Source organism: Streptomyces yunnanensis (genome assembly GCF_029011865.1).
Lineage (GTDB): Bacteria > Actinomycetota > Actinomycetes > Streptomycetales > Streptomycetaceae > Streptomyces > Streptomyces yunnanensis.
This window is the reverse complement of the sequence record NZ_CP095749.1, coordinates 5,328,859-5,347,628: the sequence shown is the minus strand read 5'-3', so window position 1 is coordinate 5,347,628 and position 18,770 is coordinate 5,328,859. Positions and strand designations below refer to the sequence as shown.

The window sequence follows — 18,770 nt, the reverse complement described above, 5'->3', positions numbered from 1 at the left end:
GTGACCCCTAGTCCCATTCCAGGCCGCCGCGACGCCAGACATAGGCGTAGGCGACGAAGACGGTGAGCGCGAAGAGGAGCATCTCGACGAGCCCGAACAGCCCCAGGGCGTCGAAACCGACCGCCCAGGGATAGAGGAAGACGATCTCGATGTCGAAGACGATGAAGAGCATCGCCGTCAGGTAGTACTTGATCGGGAAGCGACCGCCGCCTGACGGGTGCGGCGTCGGCTCGATTCCGCATTCGTACGCTTCGAGCTTGGCCCGGTTGTAGCGCCTGGGGCCGATGAGCGTGGCCATGACCACGGAGAAGATCGCAAAGCCTGCCCCGAGGGCTCCCAGTACGAGGATGGGCGCGTAAGCGTTCACCGTCCTCGCTCCCTTCAGTCGACGATGACTGGATGGCGGTCCGCTCGGGCTCGCCGGCCGCCCCGAGGTGATCACGTATATGTGAGGCAGTTCACAAGCCCGATGCCCGCATCTTATGCCCGTCGGTCTGTGATCTGCGACACGGGGTCAGCCAACGCCTTTGTGATCTTCACCACCTGACGAAGGATCATGAAGTCGGATGACCGGTGATCTCCCTACACGAAGCACGCAAGTGATCACCAGAGGTGATATTCGCCGGTGTTACCGCTGGTCAGCGCGGCAACCTCATTATCAAGACACGTGGCTGACAAGCAAATTGGCGCTGGACGGGAACCAACTGCTATATGCGCGACGGGCGTAGACGTGATGCGCTCGTGACCTCGCCGTGATCGTCGGTACGTGCTTCGGTTCACGAGCGGAGGGCCGGAATCGCGCAACGACGGGGCGCGCGCGGCCGGTCGACGGCCGACGGTCGGTCACGGGAACATAACGGACACTCACGAGTGACCTATCCCACGCGATTTGAAGTCATGAGACCTTGACGCCCGGGAAGCCTTGGCGTGGCGAATCAGGAAGTGATAAGCGCACCCGGAGGTCGCGCCGGCCATCAAATGCCGTGCGTAGGAACATGATCGAGAAATTCGGACATCGCGCCGGCGCCACGGCAGTTGACGAAAAGTCCGTTTTATTCGTCGCGTACACATCAAGTGTGGCGCACCCCACCTTTGTTGGCAGCAACCTGCGGCTCCTGATAGCCGTGGTGCCATGTCCCCGAACGCACTCATACCCAGCCACCGGAAGCCCCGCCGCTCCGCGTCCTCGCGGGCCCTGCGTGCGGGCGTGACCGGTGGCTTCCTCACGCTCGCGGTGACCGGCGCGACCGTGCCGGCCAATGCCGTCGACAAGCCCGTCTCCGAAACCCAGGAGATGCCCACCATCACGACGGCGCTGGCCACCAGCGCCGCCAAGAGCGCCGACGCCGCACAGCAGGCCGCGTTCAACTACGAGCGGCAGGCGCTCCAGGACGCGGCGGCCGCCCAGGCCGACAAGGCCGCGGACAAGGCGAAGGCCGCCGCCGAGAAGAAGGCCAAGGCCGAGGCCGAGGCGAAGAAGGCCGCCGAAGAGGCCGCCAAGGCCAAGGAAGCCACGGAGGCCCGCGCCTCCCGCTCCGAGGCGCGCACCACCCTCTCCGCCGTCTCCGAGGCCCCCTCCACCGGCAGCGGCAGCGTCGCCACCCTCGTCTCCTTCCTCAAGGCGCAGCTCGGCAAGGCGTACGTCCTCGGCGCCACCGGCTCCTCCTCGTACGACTGCTCCGGCCTGACCCAGGCCGCGTTCTCCCAGATCGGCATCGACCTGCCGCGCGTCTCGCAGAGCCAGTCGACCGCCGGCACCCAGGTCGGCCTCGGCAACCTCCAGGTCGGCGACCTCCTGTACTGGGGCAGCGCGGGCAGCGCCTACCACGTCGCCGTCTACGTCGGGAACGGCAACTTCATCGGCGCCCAGAACCCGAGCACCGGCATCGTCGAGCGGCCCCTCAGCTACGACATGCCCACCGGCGCGGTGCGCGTCCTGTAATCACGGACCGCGGCACCCCGGACCGCTCCATGGAACCGCCCCTTCCCCGCTCGGGAGGGGCGGTTCCGCGCCGTCCGGGCACCGCCGGGGCGCCCGACGTCCGTTTCGCGCCGCCGAGCGCACCGATCCGGTCAGCCACCGGCCGCCGGGCCGTACGGGCAGCTACCGATGCGCCCGAGATCCGTTGCACCTCTCGTCACGGCCGCACCACAGCGCCGACGGAGAGGAACCCGCACCCCGATGAACCCGCACCCCACCGCCCGCCGCACCGTCACCCGGGCCGCGCTCACCGCCGCCCTGGCCACCGCCCTCGGCATGGGCGCGACGCACTCCGCCACCGCCGCCCCGGCCGGCCCCGGCTCCGCGTCCGCCCCGGCGGTCTCGGCCGGCCGGGCCCGCGCCGCCGACCCCGACGGCGGCTGGACCCGGGACGGGCTGCACCTGGACGCCGCCGACAACAAGAAGGTCGACGCGTTCCTGGACCGCGCCCGCCGGGCGGAACGCTCCCTCAGCCCCCAGCTCCGCACCGTCGCACTGTTCAGCCACGCCACCGTCGTCGGCTTCGACCAGCGGCTGAAGTCCCCCGACTCGCTCAAGCGGAAGGTCGCCACCGCGCTGCGGCAGGCCCCCGGGCAGCGCGTCGAGAGCTCCCTCGCCCAGATCAACGACGCGGTCCGCTACACCCTCCAGTGGCCCACCGGCCAGTACACCCACGGCGTCGGCGTCGCCGCCGGCCTGCTCTCCTCCTGGGGCAACGACAGCACCCGCTGGTCCAACACCTGGGGCCGTGCCAAGGGCTACAGGGCCGTCAACTCCGCCTGGCGCGCCCCCCGCTCGGGCCAGGTCTTCGAGGTCCAGTTCCACACCCCGCAGAGCAAGACCGCCCAGGTCCAGACCCACAAGCTCTACGAGGAGCAGCGGCTGCCGGGCACCCCACCGGAGAAGGCGCGCGCACTTCAGGCGCAGCAGGACGCGATCTTCGCGGCCGTGCCGGTGCCGGCCGGGGCCGAGCGGCTGACCGGCCCGGCCCGGCGCGCCCCGGTGCCCGTGCCGTTCCCCGTGCCCGTCAGCTCTTGAGGAACTCCAGCAGATCCGCGTTGAGCCGGGCGTGGTGGCTGGCGTAGAGGCCGTGGCCGGCGTCCGGGTACTCCTTGTAGCCGGCGCCCGGGATCAGTGCGGCGGTCCGCCGGCCGGTGACGTCGATCGGCGCGGAGAAGTCGGCCGCGCCGTGCACCACCAGGGTCGGGATGTCGATCTCGCGCAGCCCCGCCCGGTGGTCGGTGTGGAAGACCGCGTGCTGCACCTGGAGGGTGGCGTACGGCGCGCACGTCATCACCTGCTGGATGGTGAGGTCGATCAGCAGCGGGTGGACGTCGTTGCCCAGGTGGGTGGCGAAGAAGACCTGCGCCTGACGCGCCATCCACCGGGGCCGGTCGTTCCGCAGCAGCTCCATCGACTGCTCGAAGGCGGTCTCCGGCAGCCCCTCGGGGTTGTCCTCGGTCTGCTTCATGAACGGCAGGGTCGCCGCGACGAACGCGGCCCGGCGCACCCGCCCGGAACCGTGCCGGGCCAGATAGCAGGCGACCTCCGCGCCACCCAGCGAGTGCCCGATCAGGGTCGCCCCGGTCAGATCGAGGTGCTCCAGCAGGGCGGCCAGGTCGTCCGAGGTCGACGCGGTGTCGTAGCCGCCGGAGGGCCGGTCCGAGCGGCCGTGCCCGCGCCGGTCGAACGCGATGCAGCGGTAGCCGCGCTCCACGAAGTAGGGAATCTGGTACTCCCACATGTCGGTGAAGAGCATCGCGCTCGACACGAACACCAGCGGCTCGCCCTCGCCGTACTCCTCGTACCAGAGCCGGGTCCCGTCGTGGCCTTCGAAGAACATGGCACTTCCTCCCGTTGTGACGCTTTCGCCGCTTTCGCTTGCGACGCGTCCTACGATGCCGGGCCCACGGGAGGCGCACAATTACCTCCCGGGTCATGGGAGTTGGGCCGACCACCGGCGGCCGCCCGCACCCCGGCGGGCGACCCTGGCACCGGCCCGCCGGCGCCCTACCAGCCCGCGCCCGCCGGCTGCCGGGTGGTGGCGTTGAGCCGGTTGAAGAGGTTGGTGATGCCGATCGTCAGGACGAGCGCCGCCAGCTGCCTCTCGTCGAAGTGGTCGGCGGCGGCGTCCCAGACGGCGTCCGGCACCGGGTCGGAGCTGTCCGCGAGCCGGGTCGCGGCCTCGGTGAGCGCGAGCGCGGCCCGCTCCTCGTCACTGAAGTACGGCGCCTCCCGCCAGGCCGCCACCGCGAACAGCTTGTCGTCGCCGACCCCCGCCTTGCGGGCGCTCCTGGCCCCGCCGTCGACGCAGAAGCTGCAGCCGTTGATCTGGCTGGCCCGCAGGTGCACCAGCTCCAGCGTCTCCTCCGCCACCCCGCCCGTGCGGGTCGCCTTCATCACGTCCAGGAGCGGCTGCATGGCCTCCGGAAGGACCACCGCGGGGTTCTTCATACGTGCTTCCATCACTGCTCTCCTCAGCAACCTCGGATGTCCCGGCCGGCGGAGCCGTACCGCCGTGCCGTGGCCGGCTTCGCGCCGTCACTGCACCGACGGATCCCGAGCGGAGAACGTGACAGCGGGCCGGCCCCTTTTTCCGGACCGGCCCGCGGAGGTGTCACGCCTTCGGCGCGACCTTGCTCAGCCCGTTGATGATCCGGTCCATCGCGTCGCCGCCCGTCGGGTCGGTGAGGTTGGCGAGCATCTTGAGCGTGAAGCGCATCAGCAGCGGGTGGGTCAGACCGCGCTGGGTGGCGATCTGCATCACCTTGGGGTTGCCGATCAGCTTCACGAACGCCCGGCCCAGGGAGTAGTAGCCGCCGTAGGTGTCCTTGAGGATCTTCGGGTAGCGGTGCAGCGCCAACTCGCGCTGCGCGTAGGTGGCCCGGGCCTGCGCCTGGACGATCACCTCGGCCGCGATCGCACCGGACTCCATCGCGTACGCGATGCCCTCGCCGTTGAACGGGTTCACCAGCCCGCCGGCGTCGCCGACCAGGAGGAGGCCCTTGGTGTAGTGCGGCTGGCGGTTGAAGGCCATCGGCAGGGCCGCGCCGCGGATCGGGCCGGTCATGTTCTCCGGGGTGTAGCCCCAGTCGGCGGGCATCGACGCGCACCACGCCTTGAGGATCTCCCGCCAGTCCAGCTCCCGGAAGGCGGAGCTGGAGTTGAGGATCCCGAGGCCGACGTTGCTCGTGCCGTCGCCCATGCCGAAGATCCAGCCGTAGCCCGGCAGCAGCCGGTCCTGGGCGCCCCGGCGGTCCCACAGCTCCAGCCAGGACTCCAGGTAGTCGTCGTCGTGCCGCGGCGAGGTGAAGTACGTCCGCACCGCGACGCCCATCGGCCGGTCCTCGCGCCGGTGCAGCCCCATCGCCAGCGACAGCCGGGTGGAGTTGCCGTCGGCGGCGACCACGATCGGGGCGTGGAAGGTCACCGGCGTCTTCTCCTCGCCGAGCTTGGCGTGCACGCCGGTGATGTGGCCGGTCAGCTCGTTCACGATCGGGGCGCCCACGTTGCACCGCTCGTGGAGCCGGGCGCCGGCCTTCTGCGCCTGCCGGGCCAGCTGCTCGTCGAAGTCGTCGCGCTTGCGGACCAGGCCGTAGTCCGGGAAGGAGGCGAGATCCGGCCAATCGAGCTGGAGCCGGGAGCCGCCGCCGATGATGCGCAGGCCCTTGTTGCGCAGCCAGCCGGCCTCTTCGGAGATGTCGATGCCCATCGCGATCAGCTGCTTGGTGGCGCGCGGCGTGAGCCCGTCGCCGCAGACCTTCTCGCGCGGGAACGCGGTCTTCTCCAGGAGCAGTACGTCCAGGCCGGACTTGGCGAGGTGGTAGGCGGTGGCCGAGCCGGCCGGCCCGGCACCGACGACGATCACATCCGCGCTGTGCTCCGATCGGGGCGTGGTCACGGACTCGGTCACGGACGCGGACTCGGTCACGGCATTTTCTCCCGGAAGTCGATATCTGGATATCCGCTGTGGATATCTGGGTGCCGACCGGCACTGGGCAGGTGCAGTCTATGGGGGCCTTGATGATCGGAAACTGAAGGGTTGTGCCATGACGTCTGCGCCCGCCCCCCGGCCCGCGCGGCCCCTCCCCGCCGTCGAACTGCGCGTGCCCACCGAAGAGGACGCGTGGCACTGGCACCACGTCTTCAACGACCCCGAGGTGATGGAGTTCCACGGCGGCGCCCCCGCCGAACTCTCGGTCTACGAGGAACTCACCGCCCGCCAGCGCCGCCACCACGCCGAACACGGCTTCTGCCTCTACACCCTGCTCGACCCGGCGGACGGCGCGGTCATCGGCTTCACCGGTGCCCAGCCCTGGCCGTGGGAGTGGGGCCCGGCGGGCGAGATCGAGATCGGCTGGCGGCTGGGCCGGGCGTACTGGGGCAAGGGGTACGCGACGACGGCCGCGGAACGCGCGCTGGACGCCGTACGCACGGCCGGCGTCCCGCGTGTGGTGGCGCTGATCGACTCCCGCAACGCCCGCTCGATAGCGGTGACCCGGCGCCTGGGGATGCACCGGGCCGAGACGGCCACGCCCCCGACCGGCAACCGCACGGCGTACTGCCACCGACTGGACCTCTGACCCCGACCCTGACCCCGGGACCGGGGACGAGGAACGGGGACGGGGACGGAGGGAAGAAGCGGAGTGGGGCGGCGGCGTCAGGACCGGCATCGGAAACGACCGAAACAAGTGCGCCGCCCCACGCATCCATTGCCGCGCCCCAGGTGTCTCAACAGAGAGCGGCACCCTCATGTGGCCGCACTGCAGGGGTATTTGGAGCATCCACTTGAAAATTGGCATCAAAGGCATCAGGGGCATCAGGGGCATCAAGGGCATTCGGCGCGCATCCGCCGTGGCCGTCACCACCGGAGCCGTCCTGACCGCCGGAGCGTTCGGCTCCCCGGCGCAGGCCGCCACCCTCCCGACGCCCAGCATCACCGCCGCCGGCGGTTTCGTGATGAACAACGGCACCGGGGCGACGCTCTACGGCAAGGCCGCCGACACCCGCCGGTCCACCGGCTCCACCACCAAGATCATGACGGCCCGGGTGGTGCTGGCCCAGAAGAACCTCAACCTGGATTCCAAGGTCACGGTCCAGAAGGCGTACAGCGACTACATCGTCAACAACAACTGGGCCTCGTCCGCCCACCTGATCGTCGGCGACCAGGTGACGGTCCGCCAGCTGCTCTACGGGCTGATGCTCCCGTCCGGCTGCGACGCCGCCTACGCGCTGGCCGACAAGTTCGGCACCGGCTCGACCCGGGACGCCCGGGTGAAGTCGTTCATCGGCCAGATGAACGCCACCGCCAAGAGCCTGGGCATGAACAACAGCCACTTCGACTCGTTCGACGGAATAGGGCGTGGCACGAACTACTCGACGCCGCGCGACCTGACCAAGCTCGCCAGCAACGCGATGAAGTTCTCCACGTTCCGCACGGTCGTGGGCACCAAGTCCACCAAGCAGAAGGTCACGACGAAGAGCGGCGGCTACCGCTACATGTCGTGGACCAACACCAACAACCTGCTCGGCAGCTACCAGGGCACCATCGGCGTGAAGACCGGCTCCGGCCCGGAGGCCAAGTACTGCCTGGTCTTCGCCGCCACCCGCAACGGCAAGACCGTCATCGGCACGGTCCTCGCCTCGTCGTCCCTGGACAACCGCACCGCGGACGCCAAGAAGCTGATGGACTACGCGTTCAAGAAGTAACCGGCCTTCTCGCCGAAGGGCCCGCCCCGGTCGCGTCTTCCGCGACCGGGGCGGGCCCTTCGGTCATCGAGGCGTGCCGCCCCTTCGCTCCGGTCGGCCTTTGCGGGCCCCCGGTCAGCCCTTCGCCGGCCTGGTGCCCCGGTGCAGCGCCACGACCCCACCGGTCAGGTTGCGCCAGGCGACCTCGGTCCAGCCCACGCCCTGGAGCCGGGCGGCCAGCTCGGGCTGGTTGGGCCAGGTGCGGATGGACTCGGCGAGGTAGACGTACGCGTCCGGGTTGCTGCTGACCGCACGGGCGACCGGCGGCAGCGCCCGCATCAGGTACTCGGTGTAGACCGTCCGGAACGGCGCCCAGGTCGGCTCGCTGAACTCGCAGATCACCACCCGCCCACCGGGCTTGGTGACGCGGTACAGCTCCGCCAGCGCGGCATCGGTGTCCTGGATGTTCCGCAGTCCGAAGGAGATCGTGACGGCGTCGAACACCTCGTCCGCGAACGGCAGCCGGGTCCCGTCCCCCGCCGCGAACGGCAGCCACGGGTGCCGCTTCTTGCCCTCCCGCAGCATCCCGACCGAGAAGTCGCACGGCACGACGTACGCCCCGGTCCGCGCGAACGGCAGCGACGAGGTGCCGGTCCCGGCCGCGAGGTCGAGCACCCGCTCGGCGGGCCGCGCGGCCACCGCGCGATGCACCTCCTTGCGCCAGAGCCGCGCCTGGCCGAGGGAGAGCACGTCGTTGGTGAGGTCGTACCGTGCCGCCACGTCGTCGAACATCGCGGCGACTTCGTGCGGCTGCTTGTCCAGGGATGCTCGGGTCACCCGGCCATTGTCCACCGTGCGCCGGCGGGGCCGGTCACCGGGCGGGCCGGTGGGCCGGTGGCCGGTGGGCTGGGCGTTTGGTCGGGGACGGCCGTCATGCCCCCCTCTGACATTCCGGGCGGTCGAGCGGTGCATGAGGCATCGTGAGCGGCCGGGCGACGGCCGTCCCCGCAACCAAGATCCTGCCGGGCTGGATCATCCGTTCCGATTCCGTTGACACCGCCCTGACGCGGCACCGGCGGGACTTGACGGGTCCTTGACGGAGTGCGCAGCGGACGCACGTCGCGCCAAACGTGCAGGTCAACGACCGTTCCGATGCCCCGCGAGCTTCGCCGCCCCGGCGCCCGGCACACCCGGCGCCCCGTGCACCCGCGCGAGCCCGTGCGCGGTGCGACGTGCGGGGGTCAGCGCCGGCGGTGGACGAGGCGGCCGGCGAGGACGGTGGCCAGGCAGCTGCCGTCCGGGGCGAAGACGGCGAAGTCGGCGGGGGCGCCGGGAACCAGGGAGCGGGCGGGGGCTTCGGCGGCTCCGTCGGCGCGGGCCGGGGAGATGGGGGAGGCCCGTGGGGTTTGCCGGATGCCGGAACGCTGGACGGCGGTGCGGACCGCGGGGTGGGTGAAGGGCCCGGCCAGCGTGGTGGTGCCGAGGGCGAGCAGGCGCTGGAGGCCGCGCCGGGCGCTGGCGCCCCAGCGGGCCTCGGTCATCGGCAGGGCGGCCAGCGCCGCGCCGGTCAGCGGCTCCGTGCCCAGTTCCGCGGCCTCGCGCGGATCGGGGTGGTAGGTGGCCTCCAGCAGCGCCGCGCCGTCCGGTTCATGACGGCCGGGGGTCAACGTCCCGTCCCACTCCCGGATGCGGATGCTCCCCTGAGCTCCCGGCCCCGCGTGCGCAGGGGGGACCCCCGTGCCGTAGGCCGCCAGCAGTTCCTCGTAGGGGCCGACGGCGGCCAGCCGGTCACCGTCGACGACGACCGCGTACCCGAGGAGCGGCTCGGCGCCCTCGGGGTCCTCGGCGGGGGCGAGCCGGACGGCCCGCACCCGATGGAGCGTCAACATCCGTGGCCCGGCGGTCAGTTGGTCTCGACGAGCTTGAGTTCGGGGTGGGCGGTGCCTCCCTCGATGGCCGTCGAGGAGAGGTGCGAGACGACGCGGTCGTCGACCGGGTCGTTGGCCGGGTCGTCGTGCACGACCAGGTGCTCGTACGTCGTGGAGCGCTGCGCCGGGACGCGGCCCGCCTTGCGGATCAGGTCGATGATCTCCTGGCGGTTGGACCGGTGCTTGGCACCGGCCGAGGAGACCACGTTCTCCTCCAGCATGATCGAGCCGAGGTCGTCCGCGCCGTAGTGCAGCGACAGCTGGCCGATCTCCTTGCCGGTGGTCAGCCAGGAGCCCTGGATGTGGGCGACGTTGTCGAGGAAGAGGCGCGCGATGGCGATCATGCGCAGGTACTCGAAGAGGGTGGCCTGCGTCCGGCCCTTCAGGTGGTTGTTCTCGGGCTGGTAGGTGTACGGGATGAAGGCGCGGAAGCCGCCCGTCCGGTCCTGGACGTCGCGGATCATCCGGAGGTGCTCGATCCGCTCGGCGTTGGTCTCGCCGGTGCCCATCAGCATCGTGGACGTCGACTCGACGCCCAGCTTGTGGGCCGCCTCCATGATCTCCAGCCAGCGCTCGCCGGACTCCTTCAGCGGCGCGATGGCCTTGCGGGGGCGGGCGGGCAGCAGCTCGGCGCCGGCGCCGGCGAAGGAGTCCAGGCCCGCGGCGTGGATCCGGGTGATGGCCTCCTCGACCGGGACACCGCTGATCCGGGCCATGTGCTCGACCTCGGACGCACCGAGGGAGTGGATGACCAGCTGCGGGAATTCCTTCTTGATGGCCGAGAAGTGCTTCTCGTAGTACTCGACGCCGTAGTCCGGGTGGTGGCCGCCCTGGAACATGATCTGGGTGCCGCCCAGTTCGACGGTCTCCGCGCAGCGCCGCAGGATGTCGTCGAGGTCGCGGGTCCAGCCCTTCTCGGTGTCCTTGGGCGCGGCGTAGAAGGCGCAGAACTTGCAGGCCGTCACGCAGACGTTGGTGTAGTTGATGTTGCGCTCGATGATGTACGTCGCGATGTGCTCCGTACCGGCGTAACGGCGGCGGCGGACGGCGTCGGCGGCCTGGCCCAGCGCGTGCAGCGGCGCGGAGCGGTAGAGGTCGAGCGCCTCCTCCGGCGTGATGCGGCCGCCCTGCGCGGCGCGGTCGAGTACGGCTGTGACATCAAAAGACTTGAGGTCGGCGTTCTCGGTCACCGGGGCGTCCCTTTCGGAGGCGGACAAACAGCAAGCGCAGCGAGCACTTAAGGACTGAACCAGCGTACGCCAGGGGTCCGACAGCGCTGCCGGGGGCCGGTACGCGGGCGGGCGACGACGGCCCTCGCGGCGGGCGCCCGCCGCACCGCGCCTCCGACCGGCCGTGGCTCGGTCCGTCAGCCGCCGCTCCTCGTCAGGGTCGCCTTCGGGGTGCCGCCCCGCTTGTCGTCCGAGGCGAAGGCGAGCGTGCCGTCCTTGTCGAGGGTGTACGTCACGGTGGAGGTGTTGCCCGTACAGGCCGGCCCCTGATTGCCGTCGGGGGTCTCCTGGAGGACCAGGTTGTCGCCGTCGGCCGACAGCAGCTTCGCCTTGGCCTGGCAGCGCACCAGCACCACGTCGTACGTCGTCCGCACGACGACGTCGCCCTTGTCGCCGGCCTTGATGACGCTGGTCATGGTGCCGTTGGGAATCCCGTTCGCCATGGTGACGGTGCCGCTCCAGGTACCGAGGAAGCCCTTGGGGACGCCACCGGCACCGTCGGCGGGCCTGGAGGGCCGGGCCGTCGAGGGGTGTCCGGCCGGCGGCTCGGCGGTGGAGCCGCCTCCCGCCGGCCCCTTGAGCACGCCCAGGAAGACCGCGGCAGTGGTGGCGACCGCCAGCGCGCCGGCCACGGAGAGCACCAGCGTGCAGCTCACCCGCCGGGGCCGGTCCTTCTCCTTGCCGCCGAGCGCGCCGGTGAGCGCGATCCGCCGCTCCTTGGGGCCGGCGGCCGGGGCCGGGGCCGATCCGGTCGGCAGATCGGCGAGGCCGGACGCGGACGGGGGCGGAGGCGCCGGCGGGGGCACGGGCGCCGATGCGGGCGCGGGTGCGGGCGGCGGGGGTACGGACGGCGGCACGGGGGGCTGCGGGGGCACGGCCGCGCTGTACGAGGTGCCGGCCGCCGGCCAGGAGGACGGTGGGGCCGCGCCCGTCGGTGCGCCGGTCCCCGGCTGCGCGACGGGGCCGTCGCTCGGCGCCGGGGTATCGAACGGGATCAGTCCGGACACCGCCCCGTAGGGGGGATCCGGCGGCCCGAACCCCCCGCCGGACGCGGTGATTCCGGAGGTGCTGATCCCGGACGCGGCGGTTCCGGACGTGGCCGCTCCGGACGCGGCGGTTCCGGAGGCCGCGGCCCCTTCCGCGTCCAGATTCAGCAGCGCCACGGCCTGTCGGCTGACCTGCTCGACCAGGGGGCCCGGCAGCCAGCCGGCGCGGACCAGCCCGGCCGCGCCGCCACCGGCGTCCCCCGCGAGCCGCGCCGCGACCTCCGCCGGAGCGGGCCGGCGCGCCGGCTCCTTGGCCAGGCAGGCGACCACCGACTCCCGCAGCGTGCCGACGAGTTCCGGACCGAGCTCGGGTTCCTCGTGCACCACCTTGTAGAGCAGCGCGGCGGACGAGTCCCCGGTGAACGGGGCGGTCCCGGTTGCCGCGAAGGCCAGCACCGCGCCCAGGGAGAAGACGTCGGCGGCGGCGTCCGCCCCCTTGCCGAGGATCTGCTCGGGCGCCATGTAGCCGGGCGAGCCGACCGAGACCCCGGTGGAGGTCAGTGAGGCGGTGCCGTCCGTGGCCCGCGCGATCCCGAAGTCGATCAGCAGCGGCCCGTCCAGCGTCAGCAGCACGTTGGAGGGTTTGACGTCCCGGTGGACGAGGCCCAGCGCGTGCACGGCGGTCAGCGCCTCGGCCAGTCCGGCTCCCAGGGCCCGTACGGAGCGCTCGGCGAGCGGGCCGTGGTCGGCGACCGCGCGCGCCAGGGAGGGGCCGGCCACATAGCCGGTGGCGACCCAGGGGACGGGGGCGTCGGGGTCGGCGTCCAGAACGGGCGCGGTCCAGGCGCCGCCGACCCGCCGTGCCGAGGCGACCTCGCGCCGGAAGCGGGCCCGGAACTCGTCGTCGGCGGCGTACTGGGCGTGTACGGCCTTCACCGCCACGGTCCGCCCACCGGCGCTGCGCCCCAGGTAGACGCGGCCCATCCCGCCGGCGCCCAGGCGGCCGAGCAGCCGGTATCCGCCCAGGGACCGTGGGTCCTCGTCGGCCAGCGGTTCCATGGCGCCTCCCCCTCCTGACGGCGGATCCAGCTTATGACCCAGGTCATGCCCCGCTCCCGAAACCCACCACCCCGCTTTCCGCATCAAACAGGGCGCAAGCCGACCATCCGCCCCCGAGGCCGCCGGCCCAGGGACCGTCCATCGGGAGACGCCCGTGCATCACACCCCCGGGGACCGCCCTGACGACCCGTGCCGGGAGCACCGCAGCGGCCGGCGCGGCCTGCGGGGCCGCGTGCGCCTCATAGGCCGCGGCCGTCCGGCCCGGTGGACACGGGAGGGGCGGCCGGCCCGCCGCCCCCGGTGGCGCATGTCCTTCCTCACCGGCCTGGTTGCCGTGGTCGGCCTGTGCGCCTACCCGACCGTCAAGTACTTGGACGTGCTGAACGACACCGGTGAGCCGATGTCGTTCAGCCAGGCGCTGCCCGACGGCTCCGCGGGGCCGGTGCACGCGTCCGCGGCCGGGCCGGGGGTCCGGATGCCGACCGGCCCGCAGGCCGCGTTCCGTACGGCGGCCACGCTCAGCGACGGCACGAAGATCGGCGTCACCACCCTGCACGGCAAGAAATCCGGCTTCACCGGGAAGGTGTGGGTCTGGGCGCCCAAGGAGTACTACGAGGACCGCTACCGGAACAGTGCCTTCCCGGTCCTGATCGCCCTACCGGGCAGCTACGGCTTCCCCAGCAACTACTGGTCGGCCACCGGCCACAAGCTCCAGCAGACCGTCAGCGATCTGGTGGCCCTGGGGCGCAGCCGGCCGTTCATCGTCGTGATGCCGGTCCTCAACCCCACCAAGCGCTACTACGACGGCAGCGACATCCCCGGGCAGCCGAAGATGGGCACCTGGATGTCCGACGACGTCCCCGACCTGGTCAAGGCCAACTTCCGGACGTTCACCAGCCGCGACGGCTGGGCCTTCATGGGCTCCTCGTCCGGCGGTTTCGTCGCCCTGAAGCAGGTCCTCCAGCACCCGGACCGCTTCAAGGCGGTGATCGCCAGCGGCCCGGACACCCGCCCGGACTCGCCCCTGTGGCGCGGCCACCGGGCGGAGATGCGGGCGAACGACCCGGAGCGGCTGGCGCAGCGACTGGCCGCCCGCCCCGGCGCCCCCGACGTCTACGTGCAGTTCCAGATCGGCACGCAGGAGGGCGGCCGGGCCAACCTGGAGCGCTTCGTCCAGCGGTACGCCAAGGGGCCGGTCCACGCCCGCCTGCACGTCATCGAGGACGGCGGCCACAACGCCCGGAGCTATCTCCGCGGGATGCGGGACGCGAGCCTGGAGGCCATCAGCCGGGTCCTCCGCGGCCCGACGCCGACGCCGTAGGCAGGCGGTCCGGCGGTCCGGCGAGGGACCCCCGGGCCGCCGGCCACGCGCCGCTACGCCCGGGCGCCGGCAGCCGCCGGCAGCAGTTCCACCGCCACGTCGGCCGGGAACCCGGTGGTCGGGCCCACCCGCCGGGCGAACTCGGTGACGCCGCGCAGCTGGTCCGACCCGAACCGGAAGTCCAGCGTGGTGAAGTACCGCTCCAGCACCTGCTCGTCGAAGTGCTCCCAGCGGGCGGCCTGCTCGGCGACCTTGCCGACCTCCTCCAGCGACAGGTCGCGGGAGGCCAGGAACGCCTCGTGCACCTGCTGGACCACCTCCGGCTCGCGCTCCAGGTAGTCGCGCCGGGCCGCCCAGACCGCGAAGACGAACGGGAGCCCCGTCCAGTCCTTCCACATCTGGCCCAGGTCGTGGACGTCCAGGCCCAGCTTGGGTGCGTCGTGCAGGTTGGCGCGGAGCGCGGCGTCGCCGATCAGGACCGCCGCGTCGGCCTCCTGCATCATCAGCCCGAGGTCCGGCGGGCAGGTGAAGTAGTCGGGCCGCACCCCGATCTTCTCGGCGAGCAGCAGCTGCGCCAGCCGGACGGAGGTCCGCGAGGTCGACCCGAGGGCGACCCGGGCACCGTCCAGCTGCTCCAGCGGCTTCTGCGAGACGATCACGCAGGACATCACCGGGCCGTCGCAGCCGACCGCGAGGTCGGGGAAGGCGACGAGGTCGTCGGCGGCCCGCAGGAATTCGACGAGCGTGATCGGCGCGATGTCGAGCTCCCCGCGCACCAGCCGCTCGCTGAGCTTCTCTGGGGTGTCCTTGGTGAGGTCCAGGTCGAGGAGGGTGCCCGTACGGGCCAGGCCCCAGTAAAGGGGCAGGCAGTTCAGGAACTGGATGTGGCCCACTCGCGGCCGGCTGCGACGGTGGTCTGCGTCGGCTCCCGCGGGTGCGTCTCCAAAGGTTGAATTGTCCACATGCGGAGGCTAGACCCGCCGACCTCGGCGCCGGACGCCGGGGCCCCGGTGTGGCCTTTCCCTCTCCCCGCCAAACGTGATCTTTGGCTCTTCCACCTCCGGAGCGCACCGTGCTAGGCTCAGGCCAAGTTGCAGTTTGGTTTCCCTTGCAGTACAGAGCCTGCGGAGCATGTGACCCGCAGGCTTTTGTAGTTTTCAGACTTCTTTGCAGGTTCTGGAGCAGGGCAACCCTTTGGCCCAAGGAGGGCTTATGGCTACCGGAACCGTCAAGTGGTTCAACGCTGAAAAGGGCTTCGGCTTCATCGCCCAGGACGGCGGCGGCCCGGATGTCTTCGTCCACTACTCGGCGATCAACGCCTCTGGCTTCCGCTCCCTGGAGGAGAACCAGCAGGTCAACTTCGACGTCACGCAGGGTCCGAAGGGCCCGCAGGCGGAGAACGTTACGCCGGTTTGAGTTGCCCGCTCTGGTCTTTCTCCTCTGATTGACCAGTAGCACCCAAGGAGCCCCACTTCCGCCTTCGGGCGGAGGATGGGGCTCCTGCCTTTTGTACAGCCTTTCGTACAGCTCGGCGTCGGCCGCACTTTTCCGCTCCCGCCCGCCCGGAAAAATGAATACCAGGTGAATATCCCGCCGTGCCCGGCCGTGGAGCGGCGCACGGCTCGGCGCGACCGCCGCCCGGCGCCGCCCCCCTTCCGGTTCGGCGACCGCCCCGGAGGCCCGCCCGCGAACATCCCGCAGCGGGAACGGAACGCATAATTCCCCGCATCCGGAACGCCCCGGAAATCCGCACGCCCGCCGGAAGATCGGGAAGGGCGGATTGTGCATTCCGACGATTCACCGGCCCGGAAATCGTCCCCAATTCCTCCCGAGGACCGCCGCCGTGGGCGCCGCACCGCCCCGGTGCGCCGGGAGCGGCGACCGCTCCCCGAATTCGGGCGGGGGCGGATAAACCGTACCCGCGGTCGAACCGGGAAGGCCGAGCCCGGTGGCGGCGAGGGCGACGGATGCGATCACGGAAAGTGGTCACATGGCCACATGACAGGTTCTACCGTGGGCAGAATGAGCGAGGACATGCCGCCGCAGAAGCCCTGCCCCGATTGCGGTGGCGCGGGCACCGTCGAGTGGGAGACCCCTGGCGGCCACAAGGTCACCACGCAGTGCTCCGGCTGCGCCGGCACCGGAACCGTCCTGGCATAGAGGAGGCGGACGCAACTCATGGCGGCCTTCAGCAGAAACGGCAAGCCGGTCGGCCTCGATGCGCAGTACGTCGGCAGACTCCCGTGCGCCGCCTGCGGGCTGCGGCCGATGAAACTGCCCGGCCGGGAAGGCGGGGTGTGCATTCCCTGCTTCGCGGAGGAGCGGGCGGCGGCGGGGCGGCGGGCCGCGTCGGCCGGTGCGTGGGTGGCGGCGAGCTTCGTCGGCGACCCGTGCCTGGCGTGCGGTTCGCGGTCCGTGGACGCCAACGGATGGGCGTTCTGGTGCAATTCATGCCAGATGCAGACGGCGGTGGCCTTACCTCCACGATGAGGCCGGGCCCGCGGTGAGACCGGGGCACGGCATGGCAGGAAGCCCCCGTGCCACCTCCCCCACAGAGGTGACACGGGGGTTCCAGTTTGACGCGCGGAGGGCCGCGGCTCCAGAGCCGGAATCACTCCCTTGCTCTACGTTTGGTAAAGCTGCGCTATCTCGCCGGCGAAGTCGCGGGCGACGACGGCGCGGCGGAGCTTGAGGGACGGCGTGAGATGGCCGGTCTGCTCGGTGAACTCCGCGGGGAGGACCGCGAAGCGGCGGATGGACTCGGCGCGGGAGACCAGCTCGTTGGCGTCGTCGACGGCGTGCTGGAGGTCGGCGAGGAGCCGCTCGTCGTGGACGAGTTCGGCGAGCGGCACGTCCTGTTTCCTGGCCATGTGGCGCCAGTGGGCGAGGCCGTCGGGCTCCAGGGTGAGCAGGGCGGTGACGTAGGGCCGGTTGTCCCCGACGACCATGCACTGGCCTACGAGGGGGTGGGCGCGCAGGCGGTCCTCCAGGGGCGCGGGGGCGACGTTCTTGCCCCCGCTGGTCACGATGATCTCCTTCTTGCGGCCGGTGATGGTGAGGTAGCCGTCGGCGTCGAGGGCGCCGAGGTCGCCGGTGGCCAGCCAACCGTCCTGGTCGGCGGCCGGGGCGGCGGCGTTGGCGGCGGCGTCCCAGTAGCCCGTGAAGACATGGGGGCCGCGGAGCAGGATCTCGCCGTCGTCGGCGATCCGGACCGCGCTGCCGGGGAGCGGCCAGCCGACCGTGCCGATGCGGGGGCGCAGGGGCGGGGTGATGGTGCTCGCGGCGGTGGTCTCCGTCAGGCCGTAGCCCTCGAAGATCTCGATGCCGGCGCCGGAGTAGAAGGCGGCGAGGCGGTGGCCCAGCGGTGAGCCGCCGCAGATCGCGTAGCGGACCCTGCCGCCGAGGGCGGCGCGGATCCGGCGGTAGACGAGCGGGTCGTAGAGCTTGCGGGCGGCCTTGAGGGCGACGCCGGGGCCGGGTCCGGTCCCGTGTTCCCTGGCCTCGACGGCCTCGCCGTAGGAGCGGGCGATGCGGACGGCGCGGTCGAAGGAGGCGGCCCGGCCCATCTTCTCGGCGGTGGCGCGGCCGGTGTTGAAGACCTTCTCCAGGACGTAGGGGATGGCGAGGAGGAAGGTGGGCCGGAAGGCGGCGAGGTCGGCGAGGAGCTCGTCGGTCCGGATGCTGGGGGCGTGGCCGAGGCGGACCCGGGCGCGCAGGCAGCCGATGGCGACCATGCGGCCGAAGACGTGCGAGAGGGGCAGGAAGAGGAGGGTGGCGGCGGGCTCGTCGCTGACCGAGGTGAAGACAGGGTGGAGGAGGGCGATGGCGTTGTCGACCTCGGCGAAGAAGTTGGCGTGGGTGAGGGCGCAGCCCTTGGGGTTGCCGGTGGTGCCGGAGGTGTAGACGAGGGTGGCCAGCACGTGGGGGGTGAGGGTGGCGCGGCGTTCGTCCACGACCTCGTCGGGGAGGTCCCGGCCGGCGTCGACGAGGTGGCCGATGGCGCCGGTGCTGAACTGCCAGAGGTGGTCGAGGGCGGGGAGCTGGCCGCGGATCTGGCTGATCAGGCGGGCCTCGTCGACGCCCTCGACGGCGCAGGCGCGGGCCGTGGAGTCGTGCAGGATCCACTGCGCCTGGTGGGCCGAGGAGGTCGGGTAGAGGGGGACGGTGACCAGGCCGGCGGCCCAGGCGGCGAAGTCGAGGAGGGTCCACTCGTAGGTGGTGCGCGCCATGATCGCGAGCCGGTCGCCGGGGCGGAGGCCGTGCGCGATCAGGCCCTTGGCGACGGCGCGGACCTCGGCGGCGAAGGCGGCGGCGGTGACGTCGCGCCAGGTGCCGTCGGGTCGCTTGCGGGAGAGGACGGTCTCGTGCGGGGCCTCGGCGGCGTTGGTGAAGGGGATGTCGCCGAGCGAGCCGGTGCGGACGGGTGGGGCCAGCGGGGGGACGGAGACCTCGCGGACGGCTCCGTCGACCAACGTCGTGCGGGGCGGGGCGAGTTGGGGAACGGTGGCGGGGGCGTGCGCGTTCGGGGGTGCGCTGGGCTGGTTGAACACGAGCGGCTCCTCGGTGTTGCGCGCTGGT

General features: G+C 71.7%; 18 protein-coding genes. 8 read left to right on the top strand and 10 right to left on the bottom strand.

All coding sequences use genetic code 11. The features are described from left to right. Nucleotides 1-7 precede the first annotated feature (7 nt). Nucleotides 8-367 carry an NADH-quinone oxidoreductase subunit A gene (locus MOV08_RS23290; RefSeq protein ID WP_039635210.1) on the bottom strand — a complete coding sequence of 120 codons (360 nt, stop codon included), beginning with the start codon at nucleotides 365-367 and terminating at the stop codon, nucleotides 8-10. 765 nt (nucleotides 368-1,132) lie between these two features. On the opposite strand from MOV08_RS23290, the gene MOV08_RS23285 reads away from it, so the two are divergent. Together MOV08_RS23285 and MOV08_RS23280 are read left to right on the top strand one after the other, a co-directional pair. Next, on the top strand, nucleotides 1,133-1,942 hold the full coding sequence (locus MOV08_RS23285; protein ID WP_052286841.1) for a C40 family peptidase: 810 nt from the start codon (nucleotides 1,133-1,135) through the stop codon (nucleotides 1,940-1,942). A 240-nt stretch (nucleotides 1,943-2,182) separates the two neighbouring features. Continuing rightward, nucleotides 2,183-3,019 (top strand): ATP nucleotide 3'-pyrophosphokinase, encoded by an 837-nt coding sequence (locus MOV08_RS23280; protein WP_275308731.1) that lies wholly within the window; start codon nucleotides 2,183-2,185, stop codon nucleotides 3,017-3,019. Here the strand turns inward: MOV08_RS23280 and MOV08_RS23275 are convergent. The 3 genes from MOV08_RS23275 to MOV08_RS23265 all read right to left on the bottom strand — a co-directional run bounded on the left by MOV08_RS23275 (nucleotide 3,009) and on the right by MOV08_RS23265 (nucleotide 5,945). Next, nucleotides 3,009-3,824 (bottom strand): alpha/beta fold hydrolase, encoded by an 816-nt coding sequence (locus MOV08_RS23275; protein WP_275308730.1) that lies wholly within the window; start codon nucleotides 3,822-3,824, stop codon nucleotides 3,009-3,011. The genes MOV08_RS23280 and MOV08_RS23275 overlap by 11 nt on opposite strands. A 167-nt stretch (nucleotides 3,825-3,991) precedes the next feature. Next, nucleotides 3,992-4,447: a carboxymuconolactone decarboxylase family protein gene (locus tag MOV08_RS23270; protein ID WP_039635205.1), complete on the bottom strand. Its 456-nt coding sequence runs from the start codon at nucleotides 4,445-4,447 to the stop codon at nucleotides 3,992-3,994. 151 nt (nucleotides 4,448-4,598) lie between these two features. Next, nucleotides 4,599-5,945, bottom strand: a complete 1,347-nt coding sequence (locus tag MOV08_RS23265; protein ID WP_328285918.1) for a geranylgeranyl reductase family protein — start codon at nucleotides 5,943-5,945, stop codon at nucleotides 4,599-4,601. Nucleotides 5,946-6,030: 85 nt separating this feature from the next. Between MOV08_RS23265 and MOV08_RS23260 the strand changes: the two genes are divergently transcribed. Both MOV08_RS23260 and MOV08_RS23255 read left to right on the top strand, forming a co-directional pair. Further along, a complete protein-coding gene (locus tag MOV08_RS23260; protein WP_275308729.1) occupies nucleotides 6,031-6,564 on the top strand; it encodes a GNAT family N-acetyltransferase in 534 nt (177 codons plus the stop codon). Between the two features lie 169 nt (nucleotides 6,565-6,733). Then, nucleotides 6,734-7,690 carry a D-alanyl-D-alanine carboxypeptidase family protein gene (locus MOV08_RS23255; protein WP_275308728.1) on the top strand — a complete coding sequence of 319 codons (957 nt, stop codon included), beginning with the start codon at nucleotides 6,734-6,736 and terminating at the stop codon, nucleotides 7,688-7,690. Nucleotides 7,691-7,804: 114 nt separating this feature from the next. On the opposite strand, the gene MOV08_RS23250 is transcribed toward MOV08_RS23255, so the two are convergent. The 4 genes from MOV08_RS23250 to MOV08_RS23235 form a co-directional block, all read right to left on the bottom strand. Beyond that, complete coding sequence (locus tag MOV08_RS23250; RefSeq protein ID WP_039635202.1) at nucleotides 7,805-8,506, bottom strand: demethylmenaquinone methyltransferase; 702 nt, start codon at nucleotides 8,504-8,506, stop codon at nucleotides 7,805-7,807. Nucleotides 8,507-8,910: 404 nt separating this feature from the next. Continuing rightward, on the bottom strand, nucleotides 8,911-9,558 hold the full coding sequence (locus tag MOV08_RS23245; protein WP_275308727.1) for an imidazolonepropionase-like domain-containing protein: 648 nt from the start codon (nucleotides 9,556-9,558) through the stop codon (nucleotides 8,911-8,913). Between the two features lie 14 nt (nucleotides 9,559-9,572). Next, nucleotides 9,573-10,787 carry a cyclic dehypoxanthinyl futalosine synthase gene (gene mqnC, locus MOV08_RS23240; RefSeq protein WP_039635199.1) on the bottom strand — a complete coding sequence of 405 codons (1,215 nt, stop codon included), beginning with the start codon at nucleotides 10,785-10,787 and terminating at the stop codon, nucleotides 9,573-9,575. A gap of 176 nt (nucleotides 10,788-10,963) precedes the next feature. Further along, entirely contained in the window at nucleotides 10,964-12,871 is a 1,908-nt protein-coding gene (locus MOV08_RS23235; RefSeq protein WP_275308726.1) for a serine/threonine-protein kinase, read from the bottom strand. Nucleotides 12,872-13,178: 307 nt separating this feature from the next. On the opposite strand from MOV08_RS23235, the gene MOV08_RS23230 reads away from it, so the two are divergent. Continuing rightward, the gene (locus tag MOV08_RS23230; protein ID WP_039635195.1) at nucleotides 13,179-14,192 is read left to right on the top strand and encodes an alpha/beta hydrolase; all 1,014 of its coding nucleotides are present in this window, start codon (nucleotides 13,179-13,181) and stop codon (nucleotides 14,190-14,192) included. A gap of 53 nt (nucleotides 14,193-14,245) precedes the next feature. Here MOV08_RS23230 and MOV08_RS23225 read toward each other — a convergent pair whose 3' ends face one another. Then, complete coding sequence (locus MOV08_RS23225) at nucleotides 14,246-15,154, bottom strand: menaquinone biosynthetic enzyme MqnA/MqnD family protein (RefSeq protein WP_052286840.1); 909 nt, start codon at nucleotides 15,152-15,154, stop codon at nucleotides 14,246-14,248. 250 nt (nucleotides 15,155-15,404) lie between these two features. Between MOV08_RS23225 and MOV08_RS23220 the strand changes: the two genes are divergently transcribed. From MOV08_RS23220 to MOV08_RS23210, 3 genes are all read left to right on the top strand, one after another. Next, nucleotides 15,405-15,608, top strand: coding sequence for a cold-shock protein (locus MOV08_RS23220; protein ID WP_003984261.1), 204 nt, complete (start codon nucleotides 15,405-15,407; stop codon nucleotides 15,606-15,608). Between the two features lie 606 nt (nucleotides 15,609-16,214). Continuing rightward, nucleotides 16,215-16,352, top strand: a complete 138-nt coding sequence (locus MOV08_RS23215; protein WP_159030877.1) for a hypothetical protein — start codon at nucleotides 16,215-16,217, stop codon at nucleotides 16,350-16,352. Nucleotides 16,353-16,370: 18 nt separating this feature from the next. Next, nucleotides 16,371-16,682 (top strand): hypothetical protein, encoded by a 312-nt coding sequence (locus MOV08_RS23210; RefSeq protein ID WP_039635190.1) that lies wholly within the window; start codon nucleotides 16,371-16,373, stop codon nucleotides 16,680-16,682. A gap of 134 nt (nucleotides 16,683-16,816) precedes the next feature. On the opposite strand, the gene MOV08_RS23205 is transcribed toward MOV08_RS23210, so the two are convergent. Beyond that, on the bottom strand, nucleotides 16,817-18,742 hold the full coding sequence (locus MOV08_RS23205) for an AMP-dependent synthetase/ligase (protein WP_420834201.1): 1,926 nt from the start codon (nucleotides 18,740-18,742) through the stop codon (nucleotides 16,817-16,819). Between the last annotated feature and the right edge of the window lie 28 nt (nucleotides 18,743-18,770).